43 protein-coding genes are annotated in these 26,673 nt (G+C 28.7%); 2 read left to right on the plus strand and 41 right to left on the minus strand.

The window, feature by feature from the left end; all coding sequences use genetic code 11:
- Positions 1-65 precede the first annotated feature (65 nt).
- From BM119_RS00425 to BM119_RS00595, 40 genes are all read right to left on the minus strand, one after another.
- The gene (locus BM119_RS00425) at positions 66-1,163 is read right to left on the minus strand and encodes a phage tail sheath C-terminal domain-containing protein (RefSeq protein WP_090037603.1); all 1,098 of its coding nucleotides are present in this window, start codon (positions 1,161-1,163) and stop codon (positions 66-68) included.
- Positions 1,164-1,183: 20 nt separating this feature from the next.
- Positions 1,184-1,645: a phage tail terminator family protein gene (locus BM119_RS00430; RefSeq protein ID WP_090037606.1), complete on the minus strand. Its 462-nt coding sequence runs from the start codon at positions 1,643-1,645 to the stop codon at positions 1,184-1,186.
- Positions 1,642-2,121, minus strand: coding sequence for a hypothetical protein (locus BM119_RS00435; protein WP_090037609.1), 480 nt, complete (start codon positions 2,119-2,121; stop codon positions 1,642-1,644). The genes BM119_RS00430 and BM119_RS00435 overlap by 4 nt, the downstream gene beginning before the upstream one ends.
- Positions 2,122-2,133: 12 nt before the next feature.
- Positions 2,134-2,475 carry a phage head completion protein gene (locus BM119_RS00440; protein ID WP_090037612.1) on the minus strand — a complete coding sequence of 114 codons (342 nt, stop codon included), beginning with the start codon at positions 2,473-2,475 and terminating at the stop codon, positions 2,134-2,136.
- A 78-nt stretch (positions 2,476-2,553) separates the two neighbouring features.
- Positions 2,554-2,826 carry a head-tail connector protein gene (locus BM119_RS00445; protein WP_341465739.1) on the minus strand — a complete coding sequence of 91 codons (273 nt, stop codon included), beginning with the start codon at positions 2,824-2,826 and terminating at the stop codon, positions 2,554-2,556.
- 42 nt (positions 2,827-2,868) lie between these two features.
- Positions 2,869-3,951 carry a phage major capsid protein gene (locus BM119_RS00450; protein WP_090037618.1) on the minus strand — a complete coding sequence of 361 codons (1,083 nt, stop codon included), beginning with the start codon at positions 3,949-3,951 and terminating at the stop codon, positions 2,869-2,871.
- 40 nt (positions 3,952-3,991) lie between these two features.
- A complete protein-coding gene (locus tag BM119_RS00455) occupies positions 3,992-4,597 on the minus strand; it encodes an HK97 family phage prohead protease (protein ID WP_090037621.1) in 606 nt (201 codons plus the stop codon).
- A complete protein-coding gene (locus BM119_RS00460; protein WP_090037624.1) occupies positions 4,590-5,876 on the minus strand; it encodes a phage portal protein in 1,287 nt (428 codons plus the stop codon). Before BM119_RS00460 ends, BM119_RS00455 begins: the two co-directional genes overlap by 8 nt.
- Positions 5,877-6,095: 219 nt before the next feature.
- Complete coding sequence (locus BM119_RS00470) at positions 6,096-7,808, minus strand: terminase large subunit (protein WP_090037631.1); 1,713 nt, start codon at positions 7,806-7,808, stop codon at positions 6,096-6,098.
- The gene (locus BM119_RS00475) at positions 7,801-8,271 is read right to left on the minus strand and encodes a P27 family phage terminase small subunit (RefSeq protein WP_177199264.1); all 471 of its coding nucleotides are present in this window, start codon (positions 8,269-8,271) and stop codon (positions 7,801-7,803) included. Before BM119_RS00475 ends, BM119_RS00470 begins: the two co-directional genes overlap by 8 nt.
- A 123-nt stretch (positions 8,272-8,394) precedes the next feature.
- Positions 8,395-8,556 (minus strand): hypothetical protein, encoded by a 162-nt coding sequence (locus BM119_RS19695; protein WP_177199265.1) that lies wholly within the window; start codon positions 8,554-8,556, stop codon positions 8,395-8,397.
- 62 nt (positions 8,557-8,618) lie between these two features.
- Positions 8,619-9,203, minus strand: coding sequence for a DUF4236 domain-containing protein (locus tag BM119_RS00480; RefSeq protein WP_090037638.1), 585 nt, complete (start codon positions 9,201-9,203; stop codon positions 8,619-8,621).
- Between the two features lie 37 nt (positions 9,204-9,240).
- Positions 9,241-9,672, minus strand: coding sequence for a hypothetical protein (locus BM119_RS00485; protein WP_090037641.1), 432 nt, complete (start codon positions 9,670-9,672; stop codon positions 9,241-9,243).
- An 11-nt stretch (positions 9,673-9,683) separates the two neighbouring features.
- On the minus strand, positions 9,684-9,992 hold the full coding sequence (locus BM119_RS00490) for a hypothetical protein (RefSeq protein WP_090037644.1): 309 nt from the start codon (positions 9,990-9,992) through the stop codon (positions 9,684-9,686).
- A complete protein-coding gene (locus BM119_RS00495; protein WP_090037647.1) occupies positions 9,985-10,182 on the minus strand; it encodes a hypothetical protein in 198 nt (65 codons plus the stop codon). The genes BM119_RS00490 and BM119_RS00495 overlap by 8 nt, the downstream gene beginning before the upstream one ends.
- 15 nt (positions 10,183-10,197) lie before the next feature.
- Positions 10,198-10,323: a hypothetical protein gene (locus tag BM119_RS20345; protein ID WP_278336764.1), complete on the minus strand. Its 126-nt coding sequence runs from the start codon at positions 10,321-10,323 to the stop codon at positions 10,198-10,200.
- 8 nt (positions 10,324-10,331) lie between these two features.
- Complete coding sequence (locus BM119_RS00500; RefSeq protein WP_090037650.1) at positions 10,332-10,673, minus strand: hypothetical protein; 342 nt, start codon at positions 10,671-10,673, stop codon at positions 10,332-10,334.
- Positions 10,674-10,837: 164 nt separating this feature from the next.
- Complete coding sequence (locus BM119_RS00505) at positions 10,838-11,056, minus strand: hypothetical protein (RefSeq protein ID WP_090037653.1); 219 nt, start codon at positions 11,054-11,056, stop codon at positions 10,838-10,840.
- 241 nt (positions 11,057-11,297) lie between these two features.
- A complete protein-coding gene (locus BM119_RS00510) occupies positions 11,298-11,840 on the minus strand; it encodes a site-specific integrase (protein ID WP_090037656.1) in 543 nt (180 codons plus the stop codon).
- Between the two features lie 131 nt (positions 11,841-11,971).
- On the minus strand, positions 11,972-12,595 hold the full coding sequence (locus tag BM119_RS00515) for a tyrosine-type recombinase/integrase (RefSeq protein ID WP_423230986.1): 624 nt from the start codon (positions 12,593-12,595) through the stop codon (positions 11,972-11,974).
- Entirely contained in the window at positions 12,592-12,906 is a 315-nt protein-coding gene (locus BM119_RS20530; RefSeq protein ID WP_423230987.1) for a hypothetical protein, read from the minus strand. The genes BM119_RS00515 and BM119_RS20530 overlap by 4 nt, the downstream gene beginning before the upstream one ends.
- A gap of 29 nt (positions 12,907-12,935) precedes the next feature.
- Positions 12,936-13,460 (minus strand): hypothetical protein, encoded by a 525-nt coding sequence (locus tag BM119_RS00520; protein ID WP_090037659.1) that lies wholly within the window; start codon positions 13,458-13,460, stop codon positions 12,936-12,938.
- A 17-nt stretch (positions 13,461-13,477) separates the two neighbouring features.
- Complete coding sequence (locus BM119_RS00525) at positions 13,478-13,708, minus strand: hypothetical protein (protein WP_090037662.1); 231 nt, start codon at positions 13,706-13,708, stop codon at positions 13,478-13,480.
- A gap of 93 nt (positions 13,709-13,801) precedes the next feature.
- A complete protein-coding gene (locus tag BM119_RS19700) occupies positions 13,802-13,951 on the minus strand; it encodes a hypothetical protein (RefSeq protein WP_177199266.1) in 150 nt (49 codons plus the stop codon).
- A 45-nt stretch (positions 13,952-13,996) separates the two neighbouring features.
- Entirely contained in the window at positions 13,997-14,866 is an 870-nt protein-coding gene (locus BM119_RS00530; RefSeq protein ID WP_090037666.1) for a radical SAM protein, read from the minus strand.
- A 35-nt stretch (positions 14,867-14,901) separates the two neighbouring features.
- The gene (locus BM119_RS00535) at positions 14,902-15,108 is read right to left on the minus strand and encodes a hypothetical protein (RefSeq protein ID WP_090037670.1); all 207 of its coding nucleotides are present in this window, start codon (positions 15,106-15,108) and stop codon (positions 14,902-14,904) included.
- Between the two features lie 72 nt (positions 15,109-15,180).
- On the minus strand, positions 15,181-15,489 hold the full coding sequence (locus BM119_RS00540) for a hypothetical protein (RefSeq protein WP_090037673.1): 309 nt from the start codon (positions 15,487-15,489) through the stop codon (positions 15,181-15,183).
- A gap of 32 nt (positions 15,490-15,521) precedes the next feature.
- Entirely contained in the window at positions 15,522-15,824 is a 303-nt protein-coding gene (locus tag BM119_RS00545) for a hypothetical protein (protein WP_090037676.1), read from the minus strand.
- Positions 15,825-15,890: 66 nt separating this feature from the next.
- Entirely contained in the window at positions 15,891-16,133 is a 243-nt protein-coding gene (locus BM119_RS00550; protein WP_090037679.1) for a hypothetical protein, read from the minus strand.
- A gap of 103 nt (positions 16,134-16,236) precedes the next feature.
- Positions 16,237-16,641, minus strand: a complete 405-nt coding sequence (locus BM119_RS00555; RefSeq protein WP_090037681.1) for a YopX family protein — start codon at positions 16,639-16,641, stop codon at positions 16,237-16,239.
- A complete protein-coding gene (locus BM119_RS00560) occupies positions 16,628-16,891 on the minus strand; it encodes a hypothetical protein (RefSeq protein WP_090037684.1) in 264 nt (87 codons plus the stop codon). The genes BM119_RS00555 and BM119_RS00560 overlap by 14 nt, the downstream gene beginning before the upstream one ends.
- A gap of 101 nt (positions 16,892-16,992) precedes the next feature.
- Complete coding sequence (locus BM119_RS00565; RefSeq protein WP_143087280.1) at positions 16,993-17,469, minus strand: hypothetical protein; 477 nt, start codon at positions 17,467-17,469, stop codon at positions 16,993-16,995.
- A 43-nt stretch (positions 17,470-17,512) separates the two neighbouring features.
- Positions 17,513-18,022 (minus strand): helix-turn-helix domain-containing protein, encoded by a 510-nt coding sequence (locus tag BM119_RS00570; protein WP_177199267.1) that lies wholly within the window; start codon positions 18,020-18,022, stop codon positions 17,513-17,515.
- A gap of 74 nt (positions 18,023-18,096) precedes the next feature.
- Positions 18,097-18,480, minus strand: a complete 384-nt coding sequence (locus BM119_RS00575; protein ID WP_090037694.1) for a hypothetical protein — start codon at positions 18,478-18,480, stop codon at positions 18,097-18,099.
- 13 nt (positions 18,481-18,493) lie between these two features.
- Entirely contained in the window at positions 18,494-19,273 is a 780-nt protein-coding gene (locus tag BM119_RS00580; protein ID WP_090037697.1) for an ATP-binding protein, read from the minus strand.
- Positions 19,167-20,078: a phage replisome organizer N-terminal domain-containing protein gene (locus BM119_RS00585; protein WP_090037701.1), complete on the minus strand. Its 912-nt coding sequence runs from the start codon at positions 20,076-20,078 to the stop codon at positions 19,167-19,169. The genes BM119_RS00580 and BM119_RS00585 overlap by 107 nt, the downstream gene beginning before the upstream one ends.
- 156 nt (positions 20,079-20,234) lie before the next feature.
- Positions 20,235-20,363, minus strand: coding sequence for a hypothetical protein (locus tag BM119_RS20350; protein ID WP_278336765.1), 129 nt, complete (start codon positions 20,361-20,363; stop codon positions 20,235-20,237).
- A gap of 19 nt (positions 20,364-20,382) precedes the next feature.
- Complete coding sequence (locus BM119_RS19705; protein WP_177199257.1) at positions 20,383-20,553, minus strand: hypothetical protein; 171 nt, start codon at positions 20,551-20,553, stop codon at positions 20,383-20,385.
- 19 nt (positions 20,554-20,572) lie between these two features.
- Complete coding sequence (locus BM119_RS00590) at positions 20,573-21,328, minus strand: Rha family transcriptional regulator (RefSeq protein ID WP_090037704.1); 756 nt, start codon at positions 21,326-21,328, stop codon at positions 20,573-20,575.
- A 104-nt stretch (positions 21,329-21,432) separates the two neighbouring features.
- Positions 21,433-21,630, minus strand: coding sequence for a helix-turn-helix domain-containing protein (locus tag BM119_RS00595; protein ID WP_090037707.1), 198 nt, complete (start codon positions 21,628-21,630; stop codon positions 21,433-21,435).
- A gap of 831 nt (positions 21,631-22,461) precedes the next feature.
- Here BM119_RS00595 and BM119_RS00600 point away from each other — a divergent pair.
- Together BM119_RS00600 and BM119_RS00605 are read left to right on the plus strand one after the other, a co-directional pair.
- On the plus strand, positions 22,462-22,824 hold the full coding sequence (locus tag BM119_RS00600; protein WP_090037710.1) for a helix-turn-helix transcriptional regulator: 363 nt from the start codon (positions 22,462-22,464) through the stop codon (positions 22,822-22,824).
- Positions 22,825-23,028: 204 nt separating this feature from the next.
- Positions 23,029-24,918, plus strand: coding sequence for a recombinase family protein (locus tag BM119_RS00605; RefSeq protein WP_177199268.1), 1,890 nt, complete (start codon positions 23,029-23,031; stop codon positions 24,916-24,918).
- Positions 24,919-25,597: 679 nt separating this feature from the next.
- Here BM119_RS00605 and BM119_RS00610 read toward each other — a convergent pair.
- The gene (locus BM119_RS00610; protein ID WP_090037718.1) at positions 25,598-26,527 is read right to left on the minus strand and encodes a DUF2935 domain-containing protein; all 930 of its coding nucleotides are present in this window, start codon (positions 26,525-26,527) and stop codon (positions 25,598-25,600) included.
- Positions 26,528-26,673 lie beyond the last annotated feature (146 nt).

Here is a 26,673-nt window from a genome sequence, read left to right on the forward strand (position 1 = left end):
AATTAGTCACCTACCCTTCCTATTTTTTGAATTAAAAAAAGTGCCTATTAAGACACTCTTATCATTTATACTAAAGTGTTATTAAATTCTAAATTAATAACACTTTGGGCTATTTTTATTGTTCCTTTTGCATAGACATCCTTGTCAACGACATTGTTCTTCACTTTTGCATCATCCCACTTTTTAGCTTCTTCAAATCCTTTTGCAATTAACTTTTCCCTTTGTCTTCCCACGTTTATATCTGCAAAATTAGTATAATTACCATCTAAAATATTTTCTTCTTCTAGTTTTCTAAAATAATTATTTACATCTGTAATGAATAATTGTTGCATGTCTGGAGAGTTCTTCTTTCCTTTCGCTATATAATCATTTTTAAATACATTTGATACGTCCCTTTTCATTAAGTGTATTGTCTCTGTAGTCTCTAAGAACTTAAGATCGTCCCCTTCTCCTTCTTTTAAGGTTACTTTACTATTTATTCCTAGTGCTATCCTTACAGTTCCCTCATCATTTATTAATACTAAATGTCCTGTGTTTATGCTCTCATCTACATCAACTGGTTCTTTTACCCTCTTTAAATTTGTAAGGGCTACATAATTCATGCCTCTAGTTGCTCCACTTCCTGCAATAACAGAAGCTATAGAAGGTATATAATTTTTAAACTCTTTATCTGTTCTTGTCCCATCTAAAAAGTCAATTTCTTGTGTTTTATCTAATTGTATAACTTCCTCTATGTCTGCTCCATCCCCTACAACTACACATTTAAATGGTTTATTAGTTTTAGCCTGTAACTTTGTCCAATCTACTAGTGCCTTTTGAGTAGGTTCACTACCTTGAGGGTATATTAAAATACCTCTTTCTCTAGTAGCCTTTACATCATTTAGAATTGTTACCATATCCTTTGGTTCTTCCTTCATGACATAAACTGTAACCAAATTAGGAGATATCTCAAAAGAAAAACAGTCCTCAACTAATTGCAAAGACTGTTTAAAGATATTATTTAATTTTGTTGCATCATCCTTTTCTTCTAATTCTAAAATTGTCTCCTTCTCTATTTCTGATTCTGTAACAAACATTATTATATTTCCTGTACTTCTTTGCTTAAAGGTTTTTGCCTTTTGCGTAAACGTAAATTCCATACTTGGTTGTTTTAATGTTCCCATATAACCATCATCTTACCTTTCTAATTTTTAATATTAATTTCTAATTCTAAATTTTCCATAGTTTTATAATTGTCCACAATTTCAATTTCCTCATTACTAAACAAAGTAAATTGTGTAATTAAATATCCATCTGCATGCCTTAATTCATGTTCTATATTCTCTATTCCATAAAGAAATGTTTCTGTTACCCAAAAGTCACCTAGTAGAATATTGTCTAAATAGTCTTGCATAATTAACAAGTCTTTCTTTTTAGCTTTAGTATCTTTACAAAAATAATATAGATATATTTGAAGTTCTCTTTCCTTCATACCAAACTTTTGTTTAGTACTATTAGTTACACCTAGATCAATATAAAAACAAGGGCGTTGTATCTTCTCAGTTATATCTGTAGAAGTAAATACAACGTCCTTATATTCAGTATCTTTTAAACCATCTGTTACCTTCTTAGTTAATGCTATATTAATATCTTTTAATGTAATCATAAAAGCCCTTCTTCCTTTAACATATCACTTAAAAAGTGTTCTACCATCTCACCGTATTCGTCTTCAAATTGTTCAGCTGCTTTTTCTATAAAGTGATATCCTGGTATATACTTTTCTCCTTCACCCTTATATCCACTTTTCTTTTTACCTTTTTTCTTAAGATGTGGCTTATGTACAAAACCATTGTTTATTAAATGAGCATGTGATGCACTATTGAATGCCCTACAACTCCAGTTTTCACCCTTTTTGTAAGGCTTACCACTCTTAAAATTGTTTATTATTTTAGCACTTTCTTTTGTGTCTGTATGCTCTAATCCCGCCCCCATAGCTTTATACATAGTTCTTTCTTTACTTTTAAGTTTATTAGCACCCTTTTTAACAATTTTTTGAGTTTCTTTTGTTTTATAGTCATTCACAAAATCTAACATTCTATCATTAAATTCATCTAACTCTTTAAAGTTAAATCCATCCGTCATATATTTACCCCCCTATTCTATTATCAATTTAGTAAATATATTGTAATATTCCCTATGTTTAAAATCCTTGTCCCATGCTTCAAACTCATACTTTAATTTATCATGTATGAAAAACATATCTCTACTTGGATTTTTAATACTTAAGTATCTTACTTTAAACTTATGTGTATGTTCATATTTAGAAGTTACCGGATTTTCCTTATTGCTGTATCCAGATGGCACTATATTGCAATAAATCAAACCTTTTAACCTTACTGGTTCTCTTCCAATTTCTCCCCAATCATCTTTACCATCTCCCATACCCCACAATTCAGCCCTGTTATTTAAATCATTAGTTAAACTCCTATTTGCCATAATTTTTATATCTATTAATCTTCATAACATTAACCCTTCTTTCTTTTAATTAAATTAAGAGTGCCATTTTTGACACTCTTAAAATAAAGATAATTTATCTAAAATACTTGTAACAATCTTGTCTTGTTTAGTACCCTCAGGTACTTCTGCACTTCTATTTTCATACATATCATTAATTAATTTTTTCTGTAGGATCCCAGCTAGTTTTACAGCTTTTTCATCTGTTTTATAGCCTTCTCCAACCATAAAATCAATATATATTTCAGCTTCTTCTATTATGCTTGGGAGTAACGGTTCTTCATAATCTATATGCAAATACTCTTTTGCTTCTTCTAAAGTCAAATTGACCACCTACTTTTCATTAAATAAAGTAACATCAATTTAAAATAATTATTAAAATTCAATGCTCTTTATACTTCTTACTGATCCTTTAACTACGTCAAATCTTTCTAAGATAGATATATTATATGTGTCATTGTCTGGCTTTCTCCATCTCTCTATGGTAGATGCCTTTCTATCCATAAATTTAATTGCTTCTTTTATATTAGCTACATAAAATATTTTATTTCCTTCTGTTAATGGTGATAATAAAGCATCATCTACAGTTATTAATTCCTTTCCATTAAAGTAATACTTATCACCTATCATTGTTACTAAATTTAAAGGTCTTCCGTTCTTATCTGTTAGATTCTTTAAGTAACAAAAGCCTGTAACATTTGTTATGGTAGATAATCCATTTTTAACAGAAGGTAACGAACTATCTATTAAGTTATTTATCTCTGTATAGTCCTTTTTAGTTGATTCAACAACTGTAGCATTTTCTTTTATAATTTTTAATATCTTTGCATTTTCTTTTGCTACTGTTATATTTACAAAGTTTTTAGTACATAAACTTTCGATTTCCACTTCTGCATCTTCCACTAATTCACTTGTTAATACTTGTTTAAGTCCTACTTTAGAACACTTATAATTTTGGTCTCTTGTAACTAGTGTTCCATCAACTATGTCTTCTCCTTCTGCAATATCCTTTAATTCGTTTTGATCTAAATCTACAAGTGGAAATGTTCCTTCATTTTTTGTAACTGGTATAATATCTGTATATTGTTTTAAAGAACCAAATCCTTTTTGTAATTCTATTAATCTATTTAAAAATTGTTTAGGTATAACTGGAGCATTGTCTGTAGTTTTTACTATTGCTCTTTCTTCTGTTGTCATTTCTTCACCCATTACTTTTTTTATCAATGCCCTCATTTCATTTGTTTTCCCTATTTGATTTATAGACCCTTTTTCGTTTCTTTGGTTTTCCAAATCCCTTTTTTCTTCTCGCTCCTGTTCTTCCGCTATAGCTAGTAATCCTTTAGATTTTCTTATCTCTTCTTTTACTACTTTAGCACCTTCTAAATCTCTAGCTTCAAGCTTTGTTTTTAAATCCTCTGTTTTTGTTGCTATTTCCTGTCTTAATTCTATTGTTTTCATAATTCACCTTACCTTTTATTTTTTTGCATAAAAATAACTATCAAAGTATAGAATTTTCTATCTCTAATAGTTGTAGATCAATATTTAATTCTTTTAATTCATTTTCTTTTTCTATCTTTTTTCTTTCTTCTGTTGCTAATTCTTTTGCTCTTGTAAATACGGTTGTATCATCATATTGTGGTATACATAAAACAGAACCCTCGTACAATTCTACTTTTAATAAAGTTCTTGTCATTATATTCTTTTCAGTATCAAAATCAAAATCTTCTTTTATAGAGCAAAACCCAAAACTGCAACCTTGTATTAAGCCTTGTCTTACTAATTCAATAGTGTCTCTTGCATAGCTAAGTTTATTATTTACAGTTGCTTTAAATCTCAATCCTAAGTTATCAGCATTTAACTCTAAAGTTCCAGTTTTAGTTGAAGCTAAAGGCTTTGTCCAATCATGATGATATAACAAAAATATGTTATGACCATCTTTCAATGTATCGTCAAAAGCCCCTCTATCTATTTTCTCGTAATACCCTTCCCAAAGTTCTGTGACACTATCAAACTTTGCAATATAACCTTCTATAACAACATTTTGATCTTCCGTTACTTCTCTTATTTCATATTGTTCTATATTTCTAAATTCTCTTTTATCCATTTTCATCACCGCCTTTGACTTCTTCTAAGGTATCTTTTTTATTTTCCTTCTCAATACTTTTAGGTGTTTTATAGCCCTTTTGATAACTTGTATTCCCATTTAATAAGTCTTTTAACAATACCTGTCCAGAAGGTAGAGTAATGATAGGTTCTCCGCCTAATTTTTCTAAGCCTAATATACCTTTTGCCATATCTAAATCATAAACCCCATTTCTTACATAAGCATTTATTATATTTGCTTGTGTTTGACTATCTGTTCTTAATAAAACATTAATATTAAATCTTATCTTATAACCTTGTTTCCTTTCTGTTTCAGATAATAATTTATAATCCATCTCCTGTTCTATAGCTTCAAATATGACTAATAAAGTATCTGTAAGAAATTTTAAATTATCCTGCTCTTCACTCTTAGCATTTTCTTTTACAAATCCTAACTTAGTTAACGGAACACCAAAGGCTCCTGCTATTTCCTCCTTACTCAAAAGTCTTAGTTGATGATATTGTGCATCTGCTAAAGATAAGTTTAAAGCCTGTACATTGTATCCAGCTGGAACTAAAAAAGTTCTTCCATTGCTTCTATATAATCTATCAAATCTATCCTGTAGCTTTTTTATGGCAGAATCTTCTTTTATATCACTTGTCATTTGTACTACTAATTTATTAGTTAATCCGGCACCAAATAAGGTATTCAGATAAGTTTGGCTCTTTATAGAAGTATCTAAGTTTTGCCTTAATGTCTTTCTAACTGCTTTAGTATATATCCCATCTAATGTTAAATCCTTGAGTATTATTAAATCATCTTCAAAACATGTACCTATTTGAGTATCTAACTTGAATTCATATAATATTTTATTTTTTTTATTACTTCTTAATAGACCAGCATTATCTATAATTATGTTAGTTATCTCAACAGGGTATAATCCAACTACATTAGAATCTTTGTCTCTATTTATGTATAAAGCTGATATACCCTCATGTTTTGCTCTTGCTACAAAAGATTTTATACAATCTATGGCGGTCATATTTTCATTAGGACGTAATTTAAGTAACTCAAATAATTTATGTTCTTTAGCAATTACTTCGCCTTTTTCGGTTTCCCTTTTAACTACTATGGGACATTTTGCAATACTTTCAGATATAATTTTTAAACAAGTGAAATAAGTTATTTCTTTTAAATCTTTTGTATCTATTTCATAACCATTTTCGCTTAAAGATGTCCAGGTGTATTTATTTAAACCTTCATTTGCACCCTCTCTCTTTTCGAGTTTATTGAAAATAATTCTAAATCACCTCACTTTCTACAATGAAATAAAAATAAGCTGTAAATTATAAATAACGTTCCTAAAAAATACAAACCAAAGAACAAGTTTATTATAAAGTTAGTTATCGTTACAATGATTATGCCAATAAAAAAAAACACATCTATAACGAATAATTCATTAAAAATGGTTTTTTCAAGCAATTTATTTAATTTTTCTTTCATATCTTATTTTTACCTCCTACCAGTCCTCACTTGCCTTTAAAAGTGCATCAATCGGATTATAACATCCATCTTCAACCCTCATTGTAAACTTATGACTATCTACCCAACAAGCTATAGGGTCTATTCTTTTAAATCTACTATTCTTATCAAGCATTACTTTCCCTTGGTATGGTTTTGTTAATTCGCAATTATTTATAGCCCACGTTAATAATTCATCTTTTTTATTATATTCTACATTACCAGCTTCAACGCTATATTTTATGTCCATAACACTATCATTTAAAGATTTACTATTTTGGTAAACATCCAATGTATCCCAACCCTCACTTTCTAAGTCAGCAAGAAAGGCACTTGCATTGGCTTGGTCATAATATATGCACTTTATTTTTAAGTCATATAATCTAATCTGTTCTTTTATATATTTAATTACCTCTTTATAATCTGTTTTTACTCCACCACCAGCATGAGTTACAGTTAATAACCCCTTCTTTATCCAAAGTTTATACGGTGCATTATCTGTTTGTTCATGCTCTTTAACTCTATTCACTGGCATAAAGGAATGTTGATGCACAAAATATTTTCTTTCATCATCTTCAAACCAAACAAACTCAAAACATATGCTTGTTAAATCTCCACCACTGGATAAGTCCATACCAATATTACATTCTTGGCTTCTAAAATCCTCTAAGGTTTTATTTGTAGCACATTTATACCAGCTATCCATGTTCATATATTTTGTTTCAGTAAAAGCAACCCACATATCAAGTTGTTTAGTAAGAAAGTTATTCCAATCTGTACCACCCATTTTTTTAGCTTGTGCATAGTCTGTTTTAATAGTTTCTTGTGCAAATTCATCATATTGTAATGTTGGGTTAGCTTTAAAATAATTATAGCTATCTTCTAGATCATCATCCTTATCTAATTCAGCTATGAATATAAATTGTGTTTCGTTTTTTTCTTTTCCTTCCAACACTTCTTTACAATACCTATAAAGCTTGTGACAAGGTCCTTCTAAATTAAAACCAGCTGTTGTTATTACATTTAATAATGCTTCTTTTAATTTCTTTTGTCCATCTTTAATCAATGAATACATTTGATTATCTTTATGTGCATGAAATTCATCTACAGAACCATATATTGCCCTAAATCCATCTAGACTTTTGGTATCTCTACCAACTGCACGTATAAGATTATTTGTTAAATTACATTCTATTTCACTTTTATATTCTTTTACTTCAAATAATTCTTTTAAATCTTCATCACTATCTATGAATTTTACAGCTTCTTTATAAACTATTTTGGCTTGATCTGACTTTGTTGCACCTAATAATATTAATCCATAGTTATAGTTAATAAAATTACCATGATATGTAGTTAAAACACCACTTAATAGAGATTTACCATTTTGCCGACCCATCTGTATGTAGCTTTGTCTAAATCTCCTATATCCAGTTTCTTTGTCAACCCACCCCATCAAAGAGCCTAATATAAAACATTGAAATGAATATAAAACTAAGCTTTTTGCTCCTTCACTTCCTTCTATAAGGGTTAAAGTTTCCGCAAAATCAATAATATGGTGTGCTTTATCAATATCAAATTTATATCTATATGGTGCTAATTTACTTTTTTCTAAATCTTCTAAATGTCTGCAACATGCTAGTTTTATGGATTCTCCAGCAATTATTTTATTATCTAAAACATCATAACAATACTGGGTAACTCTATCCATTACCTACACCGAATTTTTCAAATTTATTTTTCTTTGAATTATCTTCTTTTTTAGGAACTACAACTTTACTACGACTTAAAATATTTAAGCATAATTCATTAGAACTTTTGCTAAGCATTGTATATACCTTAGTTTGTTTTATTAGCACTTCGTCATAATCTGGATCTAATACATCTAACTTATTAATCTTCTTGGTTATTTTATTATACTGTTCCTCTAAGGCAACATATCTTGCTAAACTTTCTACATCTAAATTAGTTAATACTTGTGCACTTAAAAGTTCAGCAGCCCAATAATTAAATCTGTCTTTCTGTTTTTTAGTTAGGCGTGAAGGTGGCTCAATGTTGTCATTTTTCGCCTTAACTTCCGTTGATTTTCTATTTTCAATCTCTAATTTTGTTAAATGTTTTTTGCCATTTGCGATAATTAAATCTACCGGTTGCCTAGGTCTTCCTATCTTCACCACCTCACTTTCTATTGATAATTCAAATTTATCTCATAAAGGGAGTTTTTGCGAGAGAACACAGGGGCTTCGGTCACAAGCTAATCGCTAATAATTATTAACTACTCCCCCCACTTAAAATTTTTAGCAATACTTATGCATGCACGCAAACCACATAACGATACAATATAGTACCAACATCAATAGCACCCAAAATCTATAACCAGCATTCTCTTTAGAACTAATAAGATTTATAACACAGGATGCTATTGATAATCCCACAGTTATAACTACTATCCACCACATACTCGCACCTCCTAATTTATGCGCATAACAAAAGAGAGTAGCACTCAACCACTCTCTTATCATTACTTTACTATATTAATACTACTATCTTTAATCATTCCCTTATCTCTAGCATCTTCTAGCACCCAGTTAACGGTGTTCTTCTTCCAATGCACTAATTGTTTTATGCCCTTATACACAAACAATAGGAGCAGTGGCACGACTACCAACCCAGCAATCGGAAATATCATAGCAATTGGGAAGCCTACGATCAATAGTAATGCCAACCATATACCTATTCTTCCCCTTTTCTTTTCTTTCCTAGTTAATGAATATCCTTCTAATCCATAATCACTTAGCCACTTATCTCTCTTAGCATTCCAGTATTGATTATTACAATCACACAATGTTAAGAAAGTACTGTTATCTATTGCTTCCCTTTGTCTTATTTGTTCTTCTATATCTATTCTATTTTTATCTTTATTTTTCCAACTTTTTTGTTCAGTATAATAAACTCCTTTAGCACCTATAGTCTTTCGAGTGCCTTGTTTATTCATGCTAACCCTAGAGCCTTTAATGCCTGTAGAAATACCTATGCCACCTTTTCTGCTTAAGTTTATTCTTGTATTTTTTCCTATCCTTATACTCTTTCTAAAATTTAAGCCCATATTCACAACCACCCTTTACAAATATGTTTATGTAAAATTAAATTTCATAATCCTCAATATATCTTTCAATTATTTTAAATAAGTAATCTTGCATATTAATTTTTGCTTGACCACCTTTTCTATACTCTTTATGTATTTCCTTATGACTTCCATCTGTCAACCAAATTAAATTATCTATATCGTAGATTTTACTTTCATCTTCATTTATTTCTATTACGTGATGACTTAATTCTCCTTGTTTAATAATACCATATTTGTAAAGTTTGTAAATGTCCATGCCATTAAATTTATTACTACATAATATGCTTAATTGCTTCCATCTTTTAGAGCCGTATGTATTTTTATTTTTTCTTAAGTTTTCATCATAAAATTTATTTCTTTCGCTCTTATTCCTTTCAGATATTTGTTTACACTTATCACAATATTTTATTCCCAGTGGTATTATTTTTCCACATCTGCATTGCTTCATTAACATATTATCTAAATTATTTGCTTAATTTCTTTTGTTTTAAAATCTTCGAATTCTATTTCGAAACAACTTCCATTAATTTCTTTTATTCCTACTTTAACTAAAGTAGTTATACCTACATTATTCCTAACTATAATTTCAAATTCTTCATCACCTAAAATTCGTTCTACCCTTTTACAATCATCATGTATACCAATGTGAAAGTGTCCATATCCTTTTTTTATTTCACTTAAAAATCGTTCATCAGGAATTACATATGCTTTTACATTCTGTACATCAACAATAGTTCTACCATTTAATATTATTCTTCCACTATTCACTTTGAGCACCTTCTTTTTTAATTTCTTCTAATGTTTTTGATAGTGCTTCTATAATACGATTATTTGGGATAAAACTTTCATCATTTTCCTTTAAAGCTTTTAATATATCTTTTTTATATGCTTCTTTCAACTCTCTTATAGATATTTCAGCTAATATTTTTAAACACATCTCTTTCATTTCATTAATCATTGCTTTACACATCTCCTATCTTTTCTCTCTATTTAATTTAATTTTTCTTTTACCCGCTTTTTTATCGGCTCTTTTATTTAAATATCTTTGTTTTGATTCTGATTCTTTTAAGTACTTATCAATCATCTTTTCAAAGTTCATATTTTCTCCTATCTTATCTCCATACACTTGAAATCACCGTAAGTAAAATTAACTTTGTAACCAAGTTCACATAGTTTGATATCTTCCTCTTTAAACTTAACCCTATTTATTAAAGTAAGTTCATTATCTTTTTTAAAGACAATTTGCCCATAAATACATCTTGGATTTCCTTTAATCTCATTGTATTGTTCATTACTCAATATAAGATTTCCAGTTAAATCAGAACCCAAATATAAATTAGAATCATCATACTTTGGTGTCATTTTTACTTGAAGCTCTTTTATTCCTATTCTATAAGCCGTATTACCTTTTGCATGTCCACTTATACATATTAACAATGCTTTTTCCATTATATATTCCCTCCCAAATAAAAAGAGAGCAGAAATATATTTCCTGCTCTCTTCATTACTCCATAATACTATTATATTACTTTTAATCTTAATTTTTATGCAAATATTATGCAAATATTATGCACGTTTTCAAACTAACCATATTATTCATACTTAACTTCCTATTATTTTAAACATATTGCTAAGCTCTCGTCTTCATTAACATATATATGTTCTACTTCACATTCTCCATACTTTTCATTAGCACCTATTTCTTCTTCGTCTATCCCAACTAGAACACAATACCCACCTGTTTTCATTGCTACCAACATTATAGTTTCATTGCCTTTATAAAGATATATACACCCTTCACTACATATCTTTAATAATTCTTTAAGTTCCATAATATACCTCCTAAATTATAGTTGTATTATACCATCATATTTAAACATAATTCATATTTATGAAAATAACCATGTTACTCATAATTCTACTTCTTCTTTTCCTATCACTTAACATATTTTATATTTTGTTAACCCTTTCAAATCACCCTTAAGCCTTGTGTTAATATTGCTTTAGGTCATATTTATTTTAATTGGTTAACATAGCCTCATTGTGTTAACTACCATGTTAAATAAAAAAGGTTTATATCTTAAACTCTCTTCTTGCCTTATTCATAGTATCTTGTGTACTACCAATATATCTTAATGTTATGGATTCTTTAGAATGATTAAACATGTTCATTAGGGTTGCTATATCTCCTGTCTTTTTGTAATAGTGATATCCGAATGTCTTTCTTAAGGTATGAGTTCCTAAATTAGGCACTTTGAACCTTTCTCCTATTTCTTTCATTATCTTCCATGCCCTTACTCGACTAATAGGTTTATTGATATCGCTCTTTCTAAACAAATAATCTTCTTGATTCATATATTTACAATACTCTTTATAAGCTTCTTTTAATTCTGGATTAATCTCTATTATGTTTCTTTTACCTGTCTTCTTTTCTTTAATGTCTATATACTTCTTGCCTTTTACATCTTTAACTTTGAGTTTTAAAACATCTGAAATTCTTAGTCCTGCATAAGTACCAGTCATTATAAGTACATAGTTCCTTGGATTTTCTTTTTTTAAAGTAGCTTGTATATCATGAAATATATCTGGATCACGAATAGGTTCAACAAAATTCAATAATAATCCCTCCTTATAAAAAATTAAGGGTAGGTCTTATAATAGTTCTACTAAAGCCTACCCTGTACTGACTGTACAATTTAATTATAATCTTTATAAGTGATATTATTATGCAACTTTTATGCAACTTTTTAAGATACCCTTCTATATTCATGGAGTATATTTTCTTCATTTAATGAAGCATAAATCTGAGTTGTTGCTGGATTGTCATGCCCCATTATATGTTGTAGCACTGACAACGACATACCTGAGTTAAGTTTATGAGTTGCAAATGTATGCCTCATTAAATGTGGAAAAATTGACTTTTCAGAATTAGTTCTATTTGATATATTCTTAAGTTCTCTTTGAATGCTTCTTGCTCCTAATCTACTATTAGGTTTTTTAGATGTTACAAACAAAGCTTCGTTGTTATCATTTCTACTTTCTAAATATGACTTCAATAATAATTTCGTCCTGGTATTAAAATATACTTTTCGTTGCTTGTCTCCCTTTCCTATTACATATAAACTTTTTTCACTCCAATTTATATCTTTTATATTGGCATTTACTACTTCACTTAATCTACATCCAGTACTTACGAGAAACTCCACTATAGTTTTTTCTCTTAAAGTTTTACATGCATTTTTAAATATTTCTAATTCTTCTTCTGTCAAAGCATTTCTAAGTCGCTTAGGTTGTTTTGTTTGTTTTAACTTTAGAGCAGGGTTTTTAGGTATATATTCTTCACCAACTAACCATGAAAAAAATGATTTCAATATGGATATTTCTGTATTGTTGCTATTGGTTTTCTCAAATAACTTGCAAATATAGTTAAATTATTTCTATAGTTTTTTAATGTTTTTTCGCTTAGTCCATCTAACTTTTTAGAAGCTAAATATATATTTAATTTTTCTTCAATGTCACTAGTTATTAAGCCTGTTTCCTGTGGATTTATATCATACTTGTATAGGACTTCCTCAATAATTTCCCTTATTTTCAATTGATCCTTATACTCAGGAAATTCAATTGTTAATCTTCCTACCATTTTTATAACAACTTCATCTTTACATGTTACATTAGAATACATACCTTTATCCCCCTATTCTTCTATAGTTATTATTTGCGTACGCCCAAATCTTCCCAGTTTGCTATTATTCCTAGAATATTGGATTTTCTTTTATTAATGACACTTTGATCCAAATTAAGTTCTCTACCTATACTAGTTTCTGTTCTCTTATCCTTGTATAACATTTTAAGCAATTTTTTAATATCTTCTTCTAAATAAACTATATTGTATTCTAAAATGGAATTATCCATTTCTATATTTAAAATAATATCTTCTATTTCCTCAATATGATCTTTAAGTGTATTTATTCTTTTCTCCTTTCTCTCCTCAATTCTAATCAATTCTGTTTCTGCATAAGATGTGTTACTACTAGAGGTTTGAACTTTTTCATCCCAAGAAGGGCTCTTATACCCAACGTAATCCATTTTTTCGCTTTGTATTTGTTGTATTTGCTTTTTTATATATTCAATTTTGTGTTTTAAGCTTTTTATCTTTTTTTCCTTATCATAAAAATTATATAATTTTTGTTCTATCCCTTCTTGTCTTTCCTTAGAAATAATATACTTTTTACCCATATAATCAAAACCTCCTCCTAGCATAGTTTAAATTGGTAATATTCTTCTCCGTTTATATCTTTCATTTTTTCAGTTGGTAAACTTCTATTTATATATTCCTCTTTTGTGATCTGGTCTACCTTATATCTAAAATCCCAATCTACCAATCGCCTTAAGTCTGTATTAATAGCATTCTCATGAGATATAGTTACCTTTCTAAACCATATTTTTTCTTTATCCATAACTCTAAAATAAACATCAGTTTTCATACTATCACCTTGCAATTGATTCCCAAGTGATAATATAGAGTTATAACAATATCCTCACTTGGAACTATTTTATATGATTTCCTAAATAATATCTTATTTATTCTTAATCCTAGTAAATACTATTAGCATCCCATATATTGCTCCAGCAATCCCCTGAAATTCTAATGGGATATCTCTAAAAAATAAAACTGCTAACAATACTAATAAGCTAAACGCTAAATCTTTAATTGTGTTTTCTGTCATTTATTCACCTACTTCCTCCACAACATATTTGCATTGCGACATTTATTAAGCTATATAATCCTCAAATTTATCACAACTTCTAAAAATCCATTTACTATTTACCCATCTTTGAAGTTGCTTAATATTTTTTGGTGCATTCCATTTTTCATATATCATCACGTATGGATCATAGTCTAATTCTTTAAGTTTATATATCCTTTCTAAATCCTGTTCTATAGTGGTATTAAAATTAGTTAATACATACACTCTAAGTTTTCTAAAGTTAAAATCTAATAATGGTCTAAATTCTTTTAATTTTTCATAAGTCTTAAATTCATAATTGTCCCATGCGAAATGTAACATTTTTAGTTTTAATTTATTTATCATTTTAGCTTTTTCATCTGTCATAAGCCTTATATCTAACCCTTGCGTAAAATCTACCCATGAATTACTATCTATAAGTTGCTGTAATAGTTCTTTCCACTGGGCACAAGCTATTAGATTAGGATCCAAAAGTTTTATTTCTTTTTGACCATTCCAAAACTGATTCAAATCTGCAACTTTCTTACTGCATTGTCCTTCCTTTTCTGCTACTATGCAAAATTCACATCCTCTCGGGCACCCTCTTGTCAAATACCCATATGCTGTATCTTTTATATTATAAAGAGAGTAATCTGGGTATTGGTGTTCTATTTCTATAGGCAATTTATTTTGTAAGTCATAGCCTGTACCACCTTTGATTATCTCATCAGCGTTGACACATGTATCAAAGTCTTTAGTGAAAGTAAATACCTTACTCATATAAACTCTGTCATAGTGCATCATAGGGAAAAACATTTCAACATTATCACCTTGCTTTTTATGCCATGCTGATATTTTCATTAAAGCCAAGTTTGGAAAGTTATGTCCATCAACATCAATTAAACCTACCTTCAAACCTTCACCTACTTTCTGTCACCTTATTTACAAACTTAGAATTTTGAACTAATCGGAATTTCCGAATAGTTCCCATACTCAATAATTGTCGCTTTGTACTGACAATTTTCAAGAAACTTTTTTGCTTCTTCTGGCTTATCTGTACATAGCCTTAGTCCATTTTCCATTTTCTTTTCAACTAATCCTGAAGCAACTAACTTATTAATTATTTCTGTATTTATAGTCATTAATAATTCGTACATAAATTCTCCTTTCAACTTGTAAATAATGCTTACAAGTTCGTCTTTTTTACAAAACTCTATTTGTATGATATATTAACTAATTCCTCTAATTTCTTTATCAAATTTTCTTTTATTATTTACCCCTTCAAATGTTTTATCTATTAACTTGGCTCTTTCTTCATCATTAAGGTTATTGAATTGTTCTTGTGTTTCTAATATATAAATTTCTTTAAATTCTCCCTGTATTTCTTCTTTAGTTAAATAAGTTAAATCTACTTGCAAACCTTCGGCACAAAGCCTAAACCCATCTTCTAATTTTTCTAAATTATATGCTGTATTTGATACCAAAGATTCTACACTACCACCTTCATACATCACTTTTAATGCTTGTTCAATATTCATATAAATTCCTCCTAAAGTCTTTGTATTACGAACTATTCTTGTGGCGTTGTATACTTTAATTTTTGACCACAATTAGGGCAATGTTCATAATAAAGTTCATTAGCTTCATAATCTCCTACAACTTGTTTGCAGTTAGGACATAACATATTAAAATCAATATCATATTCTCCACTAACTCCAATTCCTTTATTAACAGTATTAGTATCTACTTCTTTAGAAATTTGTTTTTCCAATGCTTCTATACTTGTCTGAAAAGCATATTTTATTTCAGAACAAATAAATTTACTTTTTATTTCCTCTTTCATAATATCTAAAGAATATTTACAATCCCTCATTATCACACCTCACTTTAATTGTGTTGTATTTTCTTTTATTAATTTTGCTTCCATATTTCCCTCAATTTATTTTAATGATTGAATCATCACTTCTTTTTTTAATTCTTTAAGACTTTTAATGTGATTTTCTAGTTCATCAATCTTATCATCAATACAATAATTCATTACTGTTGCCATGCTAGTTTTATACAGCATAGAATAATTTCCCATTGAGTCATGTATGTGTTGTTTATCTACACCTACCTTATCAGCTACATCTTGATAACTAAATCCAGTTAGTTTTTTGAATTTTTTATAAAGTTCTTTCATTCAATTACCTTCCTTATTTCTGATTTATTCGTCAATTCATTTTGATTTATTATTGATTTTAGTCAATTATTTATGACGTAATATTTACAAATATAGATTCATATTAAAACTCTAATAATTTTTGATCCTCATAAATGTTTCCTATGACTTCAATTTTATAATCAAAAGATAATGCCCATATAAAAGGTCTTAAATCTTTATCTTTCAAACTCCCTCTTAATCCAAAAGAATAATAATCATACACAACAATTTGTATTGATGTTTCCTCACTTGTTAACCTTTTTTTGTTACAATTTTCATAATGTCTTTCAGTAAATTTCACAATATCTCCTTCATAAATTTCTTTTCCATTTTCGTCTTTTAATCCTGTATATTGCATTAAAATTTCTTCTCCTATGCAACTTGAATTATCATTAGCACTAACCTTATCACCTATAAATCTAAGGCTACAAACATCATATATATATTTATGTTTTTTGCACCATGCTCTGAATTTAATCTCTCTCATTATTAACCCTCCTTAAAATTTCCTTAAGCTCTTTCAATTCTCTAATTCTCTTCTCATGTCTTTCTATTTCTTTTGCAAATTCTTTCTCTATAACACAGTTAATGCATACTAGAAATCTTTTAGCTGGTTGTTTTCCTTCATCAATCATGTTAAATGCATAATGTAAACCTTGTTTTGTATATCCAGTTAATTTTTCAATTTCTACACCCTTTAAACCAATCTCTTTTTTAAAATCAGAATAGCTTTCCATTCCGCCACCCTCTTTCACCTTTTAAGCTAATTTAGTAATTTCTCTTTACCTTTTCAGTTATTTTAGTCAAATAATTAAGACGTCTTATTTACATTAGATAACTATTCTTCTACTGTATAAAAATAATTCTTGCTAAAATTCACTGTTTTTCCTGTTTCATCAACTATTGAATATTTATCATCATATTCACTTACAAGATCATATTCTTTGTTACAAATAATTCTTTTATTATCAAATTGGTCTGTTATCGTTTCCCTTGCTTTTATTTTAAAAATCTCTTCTACTTCTATATCTTCATATTCCTCGTCTATCTTAGTAAAATTAATTCCTTGTTGTTCTTGACCATCTCTAAAAAGGCTTTCGCCTTTTATTAAAGGACATCCATATCCTTCATAATCTGAATCATTAGCTTTATTCCATGCTATATCATAGGCTATAGATGCGTATTTATCATAACATTCATCTAAATTATGCATATATCTTTCGAAACCTTTTATAAATTCCTCATTGATAATACTTTCATCAATTTCTATTTCATATTCCTTTTCTTGAACTACCTTTACTTTAAATTTTTTCATAATTAACACCCTTTCAATAGTCTTATTTACGTTATTATTCAATTTACCTTGCTTCTTTTTTACTTACTGTTTTCCCCCTTCTTCTAAACTCCTTAATTAATTCTTTGTTTGAAAATTCTTTTAACATACTAACTTTTAAATCTTTATATTCAAACCTATCTAATAAATAGTCAACTTGAACATTTAAAACTTCTGCCAATTTATCTAAAACATTTATACTTGGATTTTCTTTTTGCCCTAGTTCCAATTGTTGTAAATAAGAAGTTGAAATTTTAATCAACTCAGCTAATTGCTTTTGAGTTAAATTTCTTTCTTTTCTTAGCTTTTTTATATTTTCCCCTAACATAAGCATTTCCTTTATTTCTTTCACTTCATATCCTAAATTCTCATTAGACTTTGTAATTATTTCTCTAAGGTCTTCTACTTTATCTTGGGTTACTTCTAATTCTCCTCTTATTACTTTTTCTAAATATACTGTGCTATGCTGTTCAAGTTTATTTAAATCTTTCCTAGCATTAATTATTTGATCCTTAACCTTTTTTTCTGTTTCCATATTCAAATATATTAATCTACTAACAATAACCCCTACACAAATCGTTAGACTTAAATTTAAAACTAGTAACATAATCATATTTGTATAAACTCCTTTCCCATATCCTCGCTTATGGCTTTAAAATTAATAACTGGAATGTCAATCTCGTTCTGTATTAACCAATCTAAAATTTCAACATTATATACTTTATTTTTATTTTTAAATTTTTCTCTAAATTCTTTTTCTATTGTGCTATAACCCTTATATACTTTACCTTTGGTACACTGTTCAGGTGGTTTTTTCTTTATAGATTTTTTTAGTTTCTGGTATTCTTTTTTATCTAGTGTCTTTAACAACCATTTATTAAATCCTTTATGCTTTATACCTGCCTTTTCTGCTGCTATAGCTTGAGAGCATTTTTCTTTTCTTATGATTTCTAAAGTCTTTTGGTATGCTACAATATTTTTACTTGTATACATTTCTAAACCTCCATTACTTTAACCTATAATTATTTTCCTTTCCTTCTATCTCTATAATGTAATCTTTGCACATCTGGTAAATTCTACTTCCTATGCCTTCATCAAAATTTAGCATTCTTTCCATGACAAATTCACTCGAAACTATTATTGGTAAACGATTTAAGTACCTATAATTAATAATTTCAAACATAATATTTATATCAGATTCATTAATCTTACCCTTATATAGATCATCTATTAGAAGTATTTCAGCTACTTGGTACTTGCTTATAGTTTTCTTATAATATTCTTCATCAGTCATATTTTGCTTTACCTTTGTAATTACATCTCTATAAGGCATGTACACAACCTTGTATCCTTTTTTCATAAAGTTTATTGCTAATGCAATACTAAGGTGGGTCTTCCCACTTCCAACTTGTCCACATAGCATTATACTATTTTGTTTATTTTTCCTTATCTTCTTAAAGTTTTGAAAATATTCTATAGCTGTCTCTTTTGCTACTTTGCTACTGTCATTCCAAGCTTTAAAAGTATTAAATGTTTGGGTTGCTGTTTCTATGTTTATGCCACTATTATTCCATTGTCTTTTAACTATTTCTTTTTTCAAACACTCGCATTGTTTAAAAGTTGGTTGACTATTTTCATTAGGGATTATTATATAACCCGTATCTTTGCACAATTCACAATTATATAAGGTCGTCGCACTCAGATTTTCCTGTGAGTTTTGGTTTTGGCACTTTAAATCCTGTGTATTTGCCCTCACCTTGTTTAATATTCTCCCTAGTGCTTCCATTAGATACCTCCTTATTGTTATTGTTGTAGTTACCTTCTAATACTTTTATAAAATTGTTAGGCTTTACAAACCAATCAAACGTTATAACCCAACCACGATCATTTTGTCCTTTCAAAAATGGTCTAGTTTTTACATTTTCTATTGCAAGTAAAATATTTTCTAAACCATATTCTTTTATCCTAGCATTAAGCATGGTGTATCTATTAGTACCATAATTGATAGATACTAATTTATTAAGATTTAAAGAGTTCCATTTATCAATAATAGGTTGCAACTTGTTGTTACTAACTATATCTTTAGATATAGCACCTTCTTTCTCTATCTTTATATCTATCTCTTTCTCTAACTCTATCTCTATCTCTATCTCTGGTGGATGTTCGTCCGACATTTGTCCGGACACTTGTCCAATTAATAATGTATTATTTTTCTCTGCTTCTATTTTCTTCCTATACTCTCTCTTTCTATCTCCTTCAGAACTACTTTTGCCTATAAAGTTTTGTATATCAAGCATATATATTGCACCATTATCCAATATTTCTATTAAACCTAAATCTTTAAATATACTTAATGCCTTTTCTACTATTACGCTATTATGACCAGTTATTGTTGCAATCATTTTTGGATTGTAAGGAATATGATCCTTAAATACAAGCTTACCGTTATTTTTTAAAGACTTAAGATATAACTTCATTAGTATGTCAGAATACATATAGCCATTTTCCATACTTTGCAATAATTTTATATCCTCAGTATCATAGAAATTATCTTTAATCTTAAGGTAGTAATATTTCTTATTATCAGCCATTAAATCACCTCATATCTACTAATAAGAAAATTAATACAGGAACTAGGCAGATAATACCCGCACCCCATTTTAATTCTTGGCTTGGCTTCTTCTCCACGTTATTCATACAGATTATTATTAGCGTTAATACCACTAAAGTACTGTATAGCCTTAACATTATTCTTCCTCCATAATTTCATGTACTATTTTTAACCATCTATCAGTTTGCTCTATTGCTTCTTCATCACTGCAATTCAAGAACCTTTTAGTAACTTCAACTAACATCTTCTTTATTTCCTCATTCATCACTCATTATTCTCCTTTACTATATAATTTTTTCTAAATATTTCTTATTTAAACTTTGATTTTCATTACTTAGCGGAGTTACAAAAACTCCTATATTAATTTTTACTTTTTTGCATTCTTCTTTAAATTGTTCCATAGTGTAAATACCATGAGAGTTTAGATATTCCCAAGCTTTTTTCATATCGTTCATAGTGGGATTTCCTCCTAGATCACATTGCAATTTGATTATTTAGTAAAGTTATTTCATTTTCTAATATATAAGGCAATTTATATTCTTCTATTATTAGATAAGCTTTTTCTAAATTACCTCTCTTTATAGCTTTATAACTCTTAAGCCCAAACTGTCTCTTAACTTCTTTTTGCATATCTGCAAATACTCTTCCTCTTAAAGACCTATCTTCATAAGCTATTGATGGTTTGCCACCCATCATTTTAATTACTTTTTGCTTTATTGCATTTTGTAGTTCATCGCATTCAATATTGAATAAAGGAGAATTTACTTTAATATTAGTTATATCTTCCTTAATATCTTTAATATCTTGCTCATGCTCCTCGATAACTTGATACTGAAGTCTTAATTGTTCTAGCGGCGTAAGCTGTTTAACTAAGATTCCTTGCTCCATTTGATTGAATTTCTTAACATATTTAGCGGTAAACAAGATACCTTTTGTGCCCTGTTGTTTATTCCCTAACACTTCACAACCCATTTTAGTTACTAGATAACATTTATTATTTTTACCAGTTGTGTCTTTGTAACTATCTTCTATAAAATAATCGCTTACCCCAAGTTTGTTGTCAGATAAAACTTGGATAATTCCAAGGCTTTTTCCATCTTTTGAACCTTCAATATCTCTCAATACTTGCCAATGTTCTTTTTCTAACATTTCAGCGACCTCTCTACTATCTAAAGTTACTGGGTTCCTATTAAATCCTTCTGTTTGTGCTCGCACTATTTCTTTTAACATATTATTTACCCCCTAATTTTGTTTTTAATAAATTTTTGTAAGCTTTCTCTAGTTCTTTGTTGGCTTTATATTTGTTAAGATTTATCACTTTCATGTTTACTCCTTTAGTTCTTCAGTAAATTTTCTATTGGTATTTGTAAGTAATCAGCTATATTTTTAACTATATATACTGAAGGATTCTTTTTCACATTGTTTACTATCTCATTCAAATAAGACACTGAAACTTCACTTCCTAAAGCTATTGAAGATATAGTCAAATTTCTTTCGCTTGCTATCTGCTTAATTCTGTCACCTATGGTCATTTCTTCACCTCTTTAATTAAAATTACCTTGACTCTCTATTTTGATACAGGCTTGTCACTGTCTAGTTTTCCAACTGGCTAGATTGAGGTATTGGTCTTGGTACGCTGAATGCGATACTTCTCTGACCTTCTTTAGTAAAATATTATTTAGTTTTCAAAGAACGTCTCACTCTGTATTTTGAATCTAGGCTTGTGACTAGCATCGGCTACATTAAGACAACGAAAAAACCACCTAACTTCTAGATATATAACTAAATATCTTTAAAAGATATTTAATCTATAACCTAATAGTTGGTGGCTCTGGCTCTAGCTCTGGCTCTCTGAATCGTCTAACTGGCGACCGGCTCTGGCTTTGGCTCTGGCTCGTTTTTAATTTCGATTTCATTTTTGCACTTTTTACACAAGAGATATACTCCCTCTATTTTTTTACTATCATCAATCATTAACATTTTGAACCCACATTGTGGACATATGAACCATCTCTTCATAATCTAATCACCTTTGACATATCAATCGCTCCTTTTAAGTTGAATTCTATTAAGTAACATTCTTATTTCTACTTCCTTTCTTTATGTATTTTTATTTATAATCAACTTGAATTGTTCAATTTATCATCCCCTCGTTTGTTTGCTTTGTTTTTTGTTTGTTCGCTTGGTATGTTTATATAATAACGCCATGGCGTAAACATATCAATCTTTAAATTACGCCATGGCGTAAAATTAAGAAAGATTATCTCCTATTTTCTGAATATATCTCTTAATTCCTTGACTTATCAAATAATTATATATATATTATTATTATGCTATAGCGTAATAATAAGGAGTGATATGTATTGCTTAAATTTAGTAAAGAAAGATTGAAAGATGCTATGCTTAGTGAAGGATTTGATGTCAAGCATCTGGCGGAGAAGTCTAGTGTGGGTGTTACTACAATATATGAAATATTAAATGGTAAAAAGAAAAACCCAAAATCTGAAACATTAAGTAAATTAGCTTATGCCATGGGAATCGCTGTTGAGGATTTCTTTTTTGATGATGCATTCCCACTTGATGATGAATTTAACAAAAGCGTATATGATAGACCAATAAATAAATTAGAAAGTGACTGGAGGAAAAGAGTTGATAAAATAAATAATCTTGATCCAGCCACTAAAAAAATGATTGAAAAAATGGTTGATGCCGCATTAGATGAATAATTGTATAGTTAATAATATTTCTCTTAATCTCCTATTCTCATTTTGAAGCTTTTTAATTTTCTTTTTTATTATTCTTTTATTTGACATTGTGTTCGCCCCCTTGACTATATTTTAACAGAAATTTTACCACATGCAGTTGTATTTCCGACAAATGGCAATATTTATGCAATGAAATTACGACATATTTTTTATATAATTTTTATTATGAAATTAAAATTAATGAGAATAAAAAAGAGATTAACACAAGGTCAACTAGGAATTAGAATAGGAGTAACCCAACAATGTATAAGCAAAATAGAAAATGGTAATACCGGTAGGGTCACTTTAGAAAAAGTTCAAGAGTTTGCTAAAACATTCAATATGTGTGAATTGGATTTTACAGCTATGTTATTAAATCATGAATGCCCACATATGTGCAGTTTATGGAGGAAGGAAGGGGGAAATATGAAAAATAAATCTGCTATATATATAAGAGTTAGTACACATTATCAAATCGATAAGGATAGTTTACCTTTGCAACGTAAAGACATGATAAACTATTCTAAGTTTGCACTTAATATTGAGGATTATGAAATATTTGAGGATGCTGGTTTATCTGCTAAGAATACAGATAGACCAGCTTTCCAAGACATGATGAAAAGGATTAGAAATAATGAGTTTACCCATGTTTTGGTTTGGAAGATAGATAGAATTAGTAGAAATCTATTAGATTTTTGCGACATGTATAATGAGTTTAAAAAATATAATGTATGCTTTGTAAGCAAGAATGAACAATTTGATACATCTAGTGCCATGGGCGAAGCTATGTTAAAGATAATATTAGTGTTTGCAGAATTAGAACGTAAATTAACAGGTGAAAGAGTTAAAGCCACTATGCTTTCTAGGGCTAATGAAGGTAAATGGAATGGTGCTCCTGTGCCTTTAGGCTATAAATGGGATAAGGTTGCTAAATTTCCTATTATAGATGAAATTGAAGCTAAAACTATTAAACTAATATATAGTGAATATCTTTCTAAAAAATCTACTACAGCAATAAGAGAATTACTAAATTATAATAATATAAGAACTAAAAGAGGTGGAAGTTGGACTACCAAAACTATAAGTGATATTATAAGAAATCCTTTTTATAAAGGCACTTATAGATATAATTATAGAGAATCTTCACGTGGCAAAGTAAAAGATGAAAAAGAATGGATAGTTGTTGAAGATAATCACTCCCCTATTGTATCTAAAGAGTTATGGGAACAATGCAATAAGATAATGAATATAAATTCACAACATAATAACAATGCTAACTTTAGAAAAAGTGGTATAGTCCATGTCTTCGCTTCTCTAATTAAGTGCGGTGAATGTGGTGGAACTTTGTACTCTAAACAAGATAAACCTAACCTAGATGGTTTTAGACCAACTATATATGTATGTAGTGGTAGATATAATAATTTGGGATGTAATCAGAAAACAATTAGTGATAAGATTGTAGGTACTTTTGTATTAACTTATGTGTCAAACATATTAAGATTATCTAAATCGCTTAAGAAATTAAGCAAAGAAGACTTTGAAAAAGAATTAATAAAAGGTCTTAAAAATGTAATAGGGATTGAAGATGTAGAAATTATATATAATGCTTGTAATGGTTTAGGGGATCTCGTTTTTAATAAAAAGAATAATGAAACCGAAATTGAAGATTATGAAATGGAGAATATAAAAAAAGAAATAGCAAAATATAAACGTGCTTTAGAAAGATTAGAAGATCTATATTTATTCTCTGATGCTGGAATGAGTGAAAAAAACTATATAATTAAGAAAACTAAAATAAATGATAAGTTGGAAGAATTAAATAATAAAATAAAATCTTCTGCAGAAATAGAAGAAAACTTGAATTTAGATTTCTTTATGGATTTTGGAATATTAGCTTTAGACCATGTCTTTAAATCTAAGAAGATAGATTTTAAAGAAGTGATTAACAATGTAGGTAAAGAAATATTAAGAGATTTTATGAACTCTATTATAGATAATATAATAGTGAAAGATAAAAGAATAACCAGTGTAACATTTAAAAATGGCTTAACTAATAAATTTGTTTATGCGTCTTAAAGATTTTCAGCGTTAATTCCTTCTTGTTTATACAAACGGACAGCCCCAAGTCTCTATGTAATATTTCAATTTTTTTGTATTCTCCATTATGCCTCTCCTTATTTCCTGATTCTATTACGGCTTTTTTGAAATAATTCTTATATTAATTACTGTAGCCTATTAACAAATTTCCTTTGTATTATAACATATTAAGCAATTTAAAATAAAGAGTATTCAAAGTATATATTTACATAAAAATAAGGTAGCCTAAGGAATATTCCTAGACTGCCTTTATTCTTAAGAGGTTATATATGAATGTTTTTATAATTATTTACAATTTAATTTTAAAATATACTATCGGTTAAACAATTATTATTTAACTTTACTTGTTAGAGGTTCTAAATTCATAGAACAAACTGCCCGATTTTTCTTTTATTTTTATTGATGTAACTGGATATAATAATTCTGTAACGGCCCATTGTATTTATCTTTAACTTTTAATTTGTGTCGTCTTAACAATCTTTTGTAAAAAAATATGTATAACTCCTTGATATTAAGTATTTATACATGGTAACAAATACTAACATGCTCTAACTTTCTGTATTAAAAAAGACACTAATCATTTAATGTCTTTTCTTTCCCTTATACTTTTTCTTAATTCTTATATTTCTTCGTCCTATATAATAATAACAATACTTTATTATACTTTTCCTGTTTTAAATATTTTTAATAATCGTAAATAGTGATTTGCTTCCCTTAAAGTGTGATCACCTAATAATGGTATTATTATGGATTTAATCTTACAATCTACTAATCCTTGCGTACCTTGTTGCTTAAATTCTTTGATTTTTATAGTTGCTTTTAGACTATCCTCTGTAACTTCTGAAATTGGTAGTGTCATATCCATAGCTTTTATTGCCTCTTGAGTAAGTTTATCAAACTCGTTTCCAAAGTTATTTGCTGTATCTATAAGCTCGTTTTCAGTAGGATCAAGAAGCCCACGGATAAATTTGGAGTGTTCAGCCATAATTCTGTTCCAGAAAACTTCTTGATCATAAGCCTCTTTCTCCAAGTTGATATCTGCATGATTTTGAAGTCTTTCAATTAGGTGATAATAAAACTTTGCTTCTCTTAAAATATGGTCTATAAGCAAAGGAAAATTGTTTGTAAATATTTTACACGATATAACCCCTGATAATATCCAAGACTTAAACTCTGCTAACTTTAAAACCAGAGCCATAGCCCTCTCATTAAGCATAAACACTCTTTCTTCAAGTGTATGGTTAGCTTCAATTAACTTCTCTCCTGACAATACTGATTCTGCTTCCGTCAAATTAGTTTGAATTTCTACTCCTGTAAAGTATGATGAAGCCATTTCAGCTTTTAATGTAAATGGTGTTATTATTTCGCCAGACTGTAATATACTACTACTTACAACACCATTAGAAAAGAATATGGCATCTGCTAAAAGTTGGTCAAACTCCATTCTAAACATATCTGCCTTACATATAAGATCTGAGTCCCTTTCTGTAAAACCTATTTCTAGGAAAAATGAATGTTCTTTCATAATCCTTGCAAAAAAGAGATGTAACTCTAAAGATTGTCGTACAAATTCAATACTAGATAGCATAGTTAACCTTCCTTAATATAACAATTATTCACTGATGTCATTATATTAATTCTATACATAAAATGTTACTATTACATTTCTCCAAATTATTAAATATATTAATCTAGAATAATTTGTTCAATACTGTATTATCTAGTTTCCAAAAA

This window comes from Clostridium frigidicarnis, assembly GCF_900111985.1.
Classification (GTDB): Bacteria; Bacillota; Clostridia; order Clostridiales; family Clostridiaceae; genus Clostridium_Z; species Clostridium_Z frigidicarnis.

Coding starts and splice junctions, on each gene's coding strand:
- BM119_RS00570 (WP_177199267.1), bottom strand. CDS start 18,022: ATGGAAACAGAAAAAAAGGTTAAGGATCAAATAATTAATGCTAGGAAA.
- BM119_RS00500 (WP_090037650.1), bottom strand. CDS start 10,673: ATGGAAAAAGCATTGTTAATATGTATAAGTGGACATGCAAAAGGTAAT.
- BM119_RS00550 (WP_090037679.1), bottom strand. CDS start 16,133: ATGAAAGAACTTTATAAAAAATTCAAAAAACTAACTGGATTTAGTTAT.
- BM119_RS00590 (WP_090037704.1), bottom strand. CDS start 21,328: ATGTTAAAAGAAATAGTGCGAGCACAAACAGAAGGATTTAATAGGAAC.
- BM119_RS00520 (WP_090037659.1), bottom strand. CDS start 13,460: ATGGGTAAAAAGTATATTATTTCTAAGGAAAGACAAGAAGGGATAGAA.
- BM119_RS00585 (WP_090037701.1), bottom strand. CDS start 20,078: ATGGCTGATAATAAGAAATATTACTACCTTAAGATTAAAGATAATTTC.
- BM119_RS20530 (WP_423230987.1), bottom strand. CDS start 12,906: ATGTATTCTAATGTAACATGTAAAGATGAAGTTGTTATAAAAATGGTA.
- BM119_RS00435 (WP_090037609.1), bottom strand. CDS start 2,121: ATGACGGATGGATTTAACTTTAAAGAGTTAGATGAATTTAATGATAGA.
- BM119_RS00480 (WP_090037638.1), bottom strand. CDS start 9,203: ATGGGCTTAAATTTTAGAAAGAGTATAAGGATAGGAAAAAATACAAGA.
- BM119_RS19700 (WP_177199266.1), bottom strand. CDS start 13,951: ATGACAGAAAACACAATTAAAGATTTAGCGTTTAGCTTATTAGTATTG.
- BM119_RS20350 (WP_278336765.1), bottom strand. CDS start 20,363: ATGAATGAGGAAATAAAGAAGATGTTAGTTGAAGTTACTAAAAGGTTC.
- BM119_RS00535 (WP_090037670.1), bottom strand. CDS start 15,108: ATGTACGAATTATTAATGACTATAAATACAGAAATAATTAATAAGTTA.
- BM119_RS00560 (WP_090037684.1), bottom strand. CDS start 16,891: ATGGAAAGCTATTCTGATTTTAAAAAAGAGATTGGTTTAAAGGGTGTA.
- BM119_RS00495 (WP_090037647.1), bottom strand. CDS start 10,182: ATGATTAATGAAATGAAAGAGATGTGTTTAAAAATATTAGCTGAAATA.
- BM119_RS00470 (WP_090037631.1), bottom strand. CDS start 7,808: ATGGATAGAGTTACCCAGTATTGTTATGATGTTTTAGATAATAAAATA.
- BM119_RS00565 (WP_143087280.1), bottom strand. CDS start 17,469: ATGAAAAAATTTAAAGTAAAGGTAGTTCAAGAAAAGGAATATGAAATA.
- BM119_RS19705 (WP_177199257.1), bottom strand. CDS start 20,553: ATGAACGATATGAAAAAAGCTTGGGAATATCTAAACTCTCATGGTATT.
- BM119_RS00425 (WP_090037603.1), bottom strand. CDS start 1,163: ATGGGAACATTAAAACAACCAAGTATGGAATTTACGTTTACGCAAAAG.
- BM119_RS00575 (WP_090037694.1), bottom strand. CDS start 18,480: ATGTATACAAGTAAAAATATTGTAGCATACCAAAAGACTTTAGAAATC.
- BM119_RS00485 (WP_090037641.1), bottom strand. CDS start 9,672: ATGAAGCAATGCAGATGTGGAAAAATAATACCACTGGGAATAAAATAT.
- BM119_RS00440 (WP_090037612.1), bottom strand. CDS start 2,475: ATGGCAAATAGGAGTTTAACTAATGATTTAAATAACAGGGCTGAATTG.
- BM119_RS00595 (WP_090037707.1), bottom strand. CDS start 21,630: ATGACCATAGGTGACAGAATTAAGCAGATAGCAAGCGAAAGAAATTTG.
- BM119_RS00525 (WP_090037662.1), bottom strand. CDS start 13,708: ATGAAAACTGATGTTTATTTTAGAGTTATGGATAAAGAAAAAATATGG.
- BM119_RS00545 (WP_090037676.1), bottom strand. CDS start 15,824: ATGAGGGATTGTAAATATTCTTTAGATATTATGAAAGAGGAAATAAAA.
- BM119_RS00580 (WP_090037697.1), bottom strand. CDS start 19,273: ATGGAAGCACTAGGGAGAATATTAAACAAGGTGAGGGCAAATACACAG.
- BM119_RS00540 (WP_090037673.1), bottom strand. CDS start 15,489: ATGAATATTGAACAAGCATTAAAAGTGATGTATGAAGGTGGTAGTGTA.
- BM119_RS00610 (WP_090037718.1), bottom strand. CDS start 26,527: ATGCTATCTAGTATTGAATTTGTACGACAATCTTTAGAGTTACATCTC.
- BM119_RS00430 (WP_090037606.1), bottom strand. CDS start 1,645: ATGATTACATTAAAAGATATTAATATAGCATTAACTAAGAAGGTAACA.
- BM119_RS00555 (WP_090037681.1), bottom strand. CDS start 16,641: ATGAGAGAGATTAAATTCAGAGCATGGTGCAAAAAACATAAATATATA.
- BM119_RS00450 (WP_090037618.1), bottom strand. CDS start 3,951: ATGAAAACAATAGAATTAAGACAGGAAATAGCAACAAAAACAGAGGAT.
- BM119_RS00505 (WP_090037653.1), bottom strand. CDS start 11,056: ATGGAACTTAAAGAATTATTAAAGATATGTAGTGAAGGGTGTATATAT.
- BM119_RS19695 (WP_177199265.1), bottom strand. CDS start 8,556: ATGTGGTGGATAGTAGTTATAACTGTGGGATTATCAATAGCATCCTGT.
- BM119_RS00605 (WP_177199268.1), top strand. CDS start 23,029: ATGAAATTAAAATTAATGAGAATAAAAAAGAGATTAACACAAGGTCAA.
- BM119_RS20345 (WP_278336764.1), bottom strand. CDS start 10,323: ATGAACTTTGAAAAGATGATTGATAAGTACTTAAAAGAATCAGAATCA.
- BM119_RS00455 (WP_090037621.1), bottom strand. CDS start 4,597: ATGGATAAAAGAGAATTTAGAAATATAGAACAATATGAAATAAGAGAA.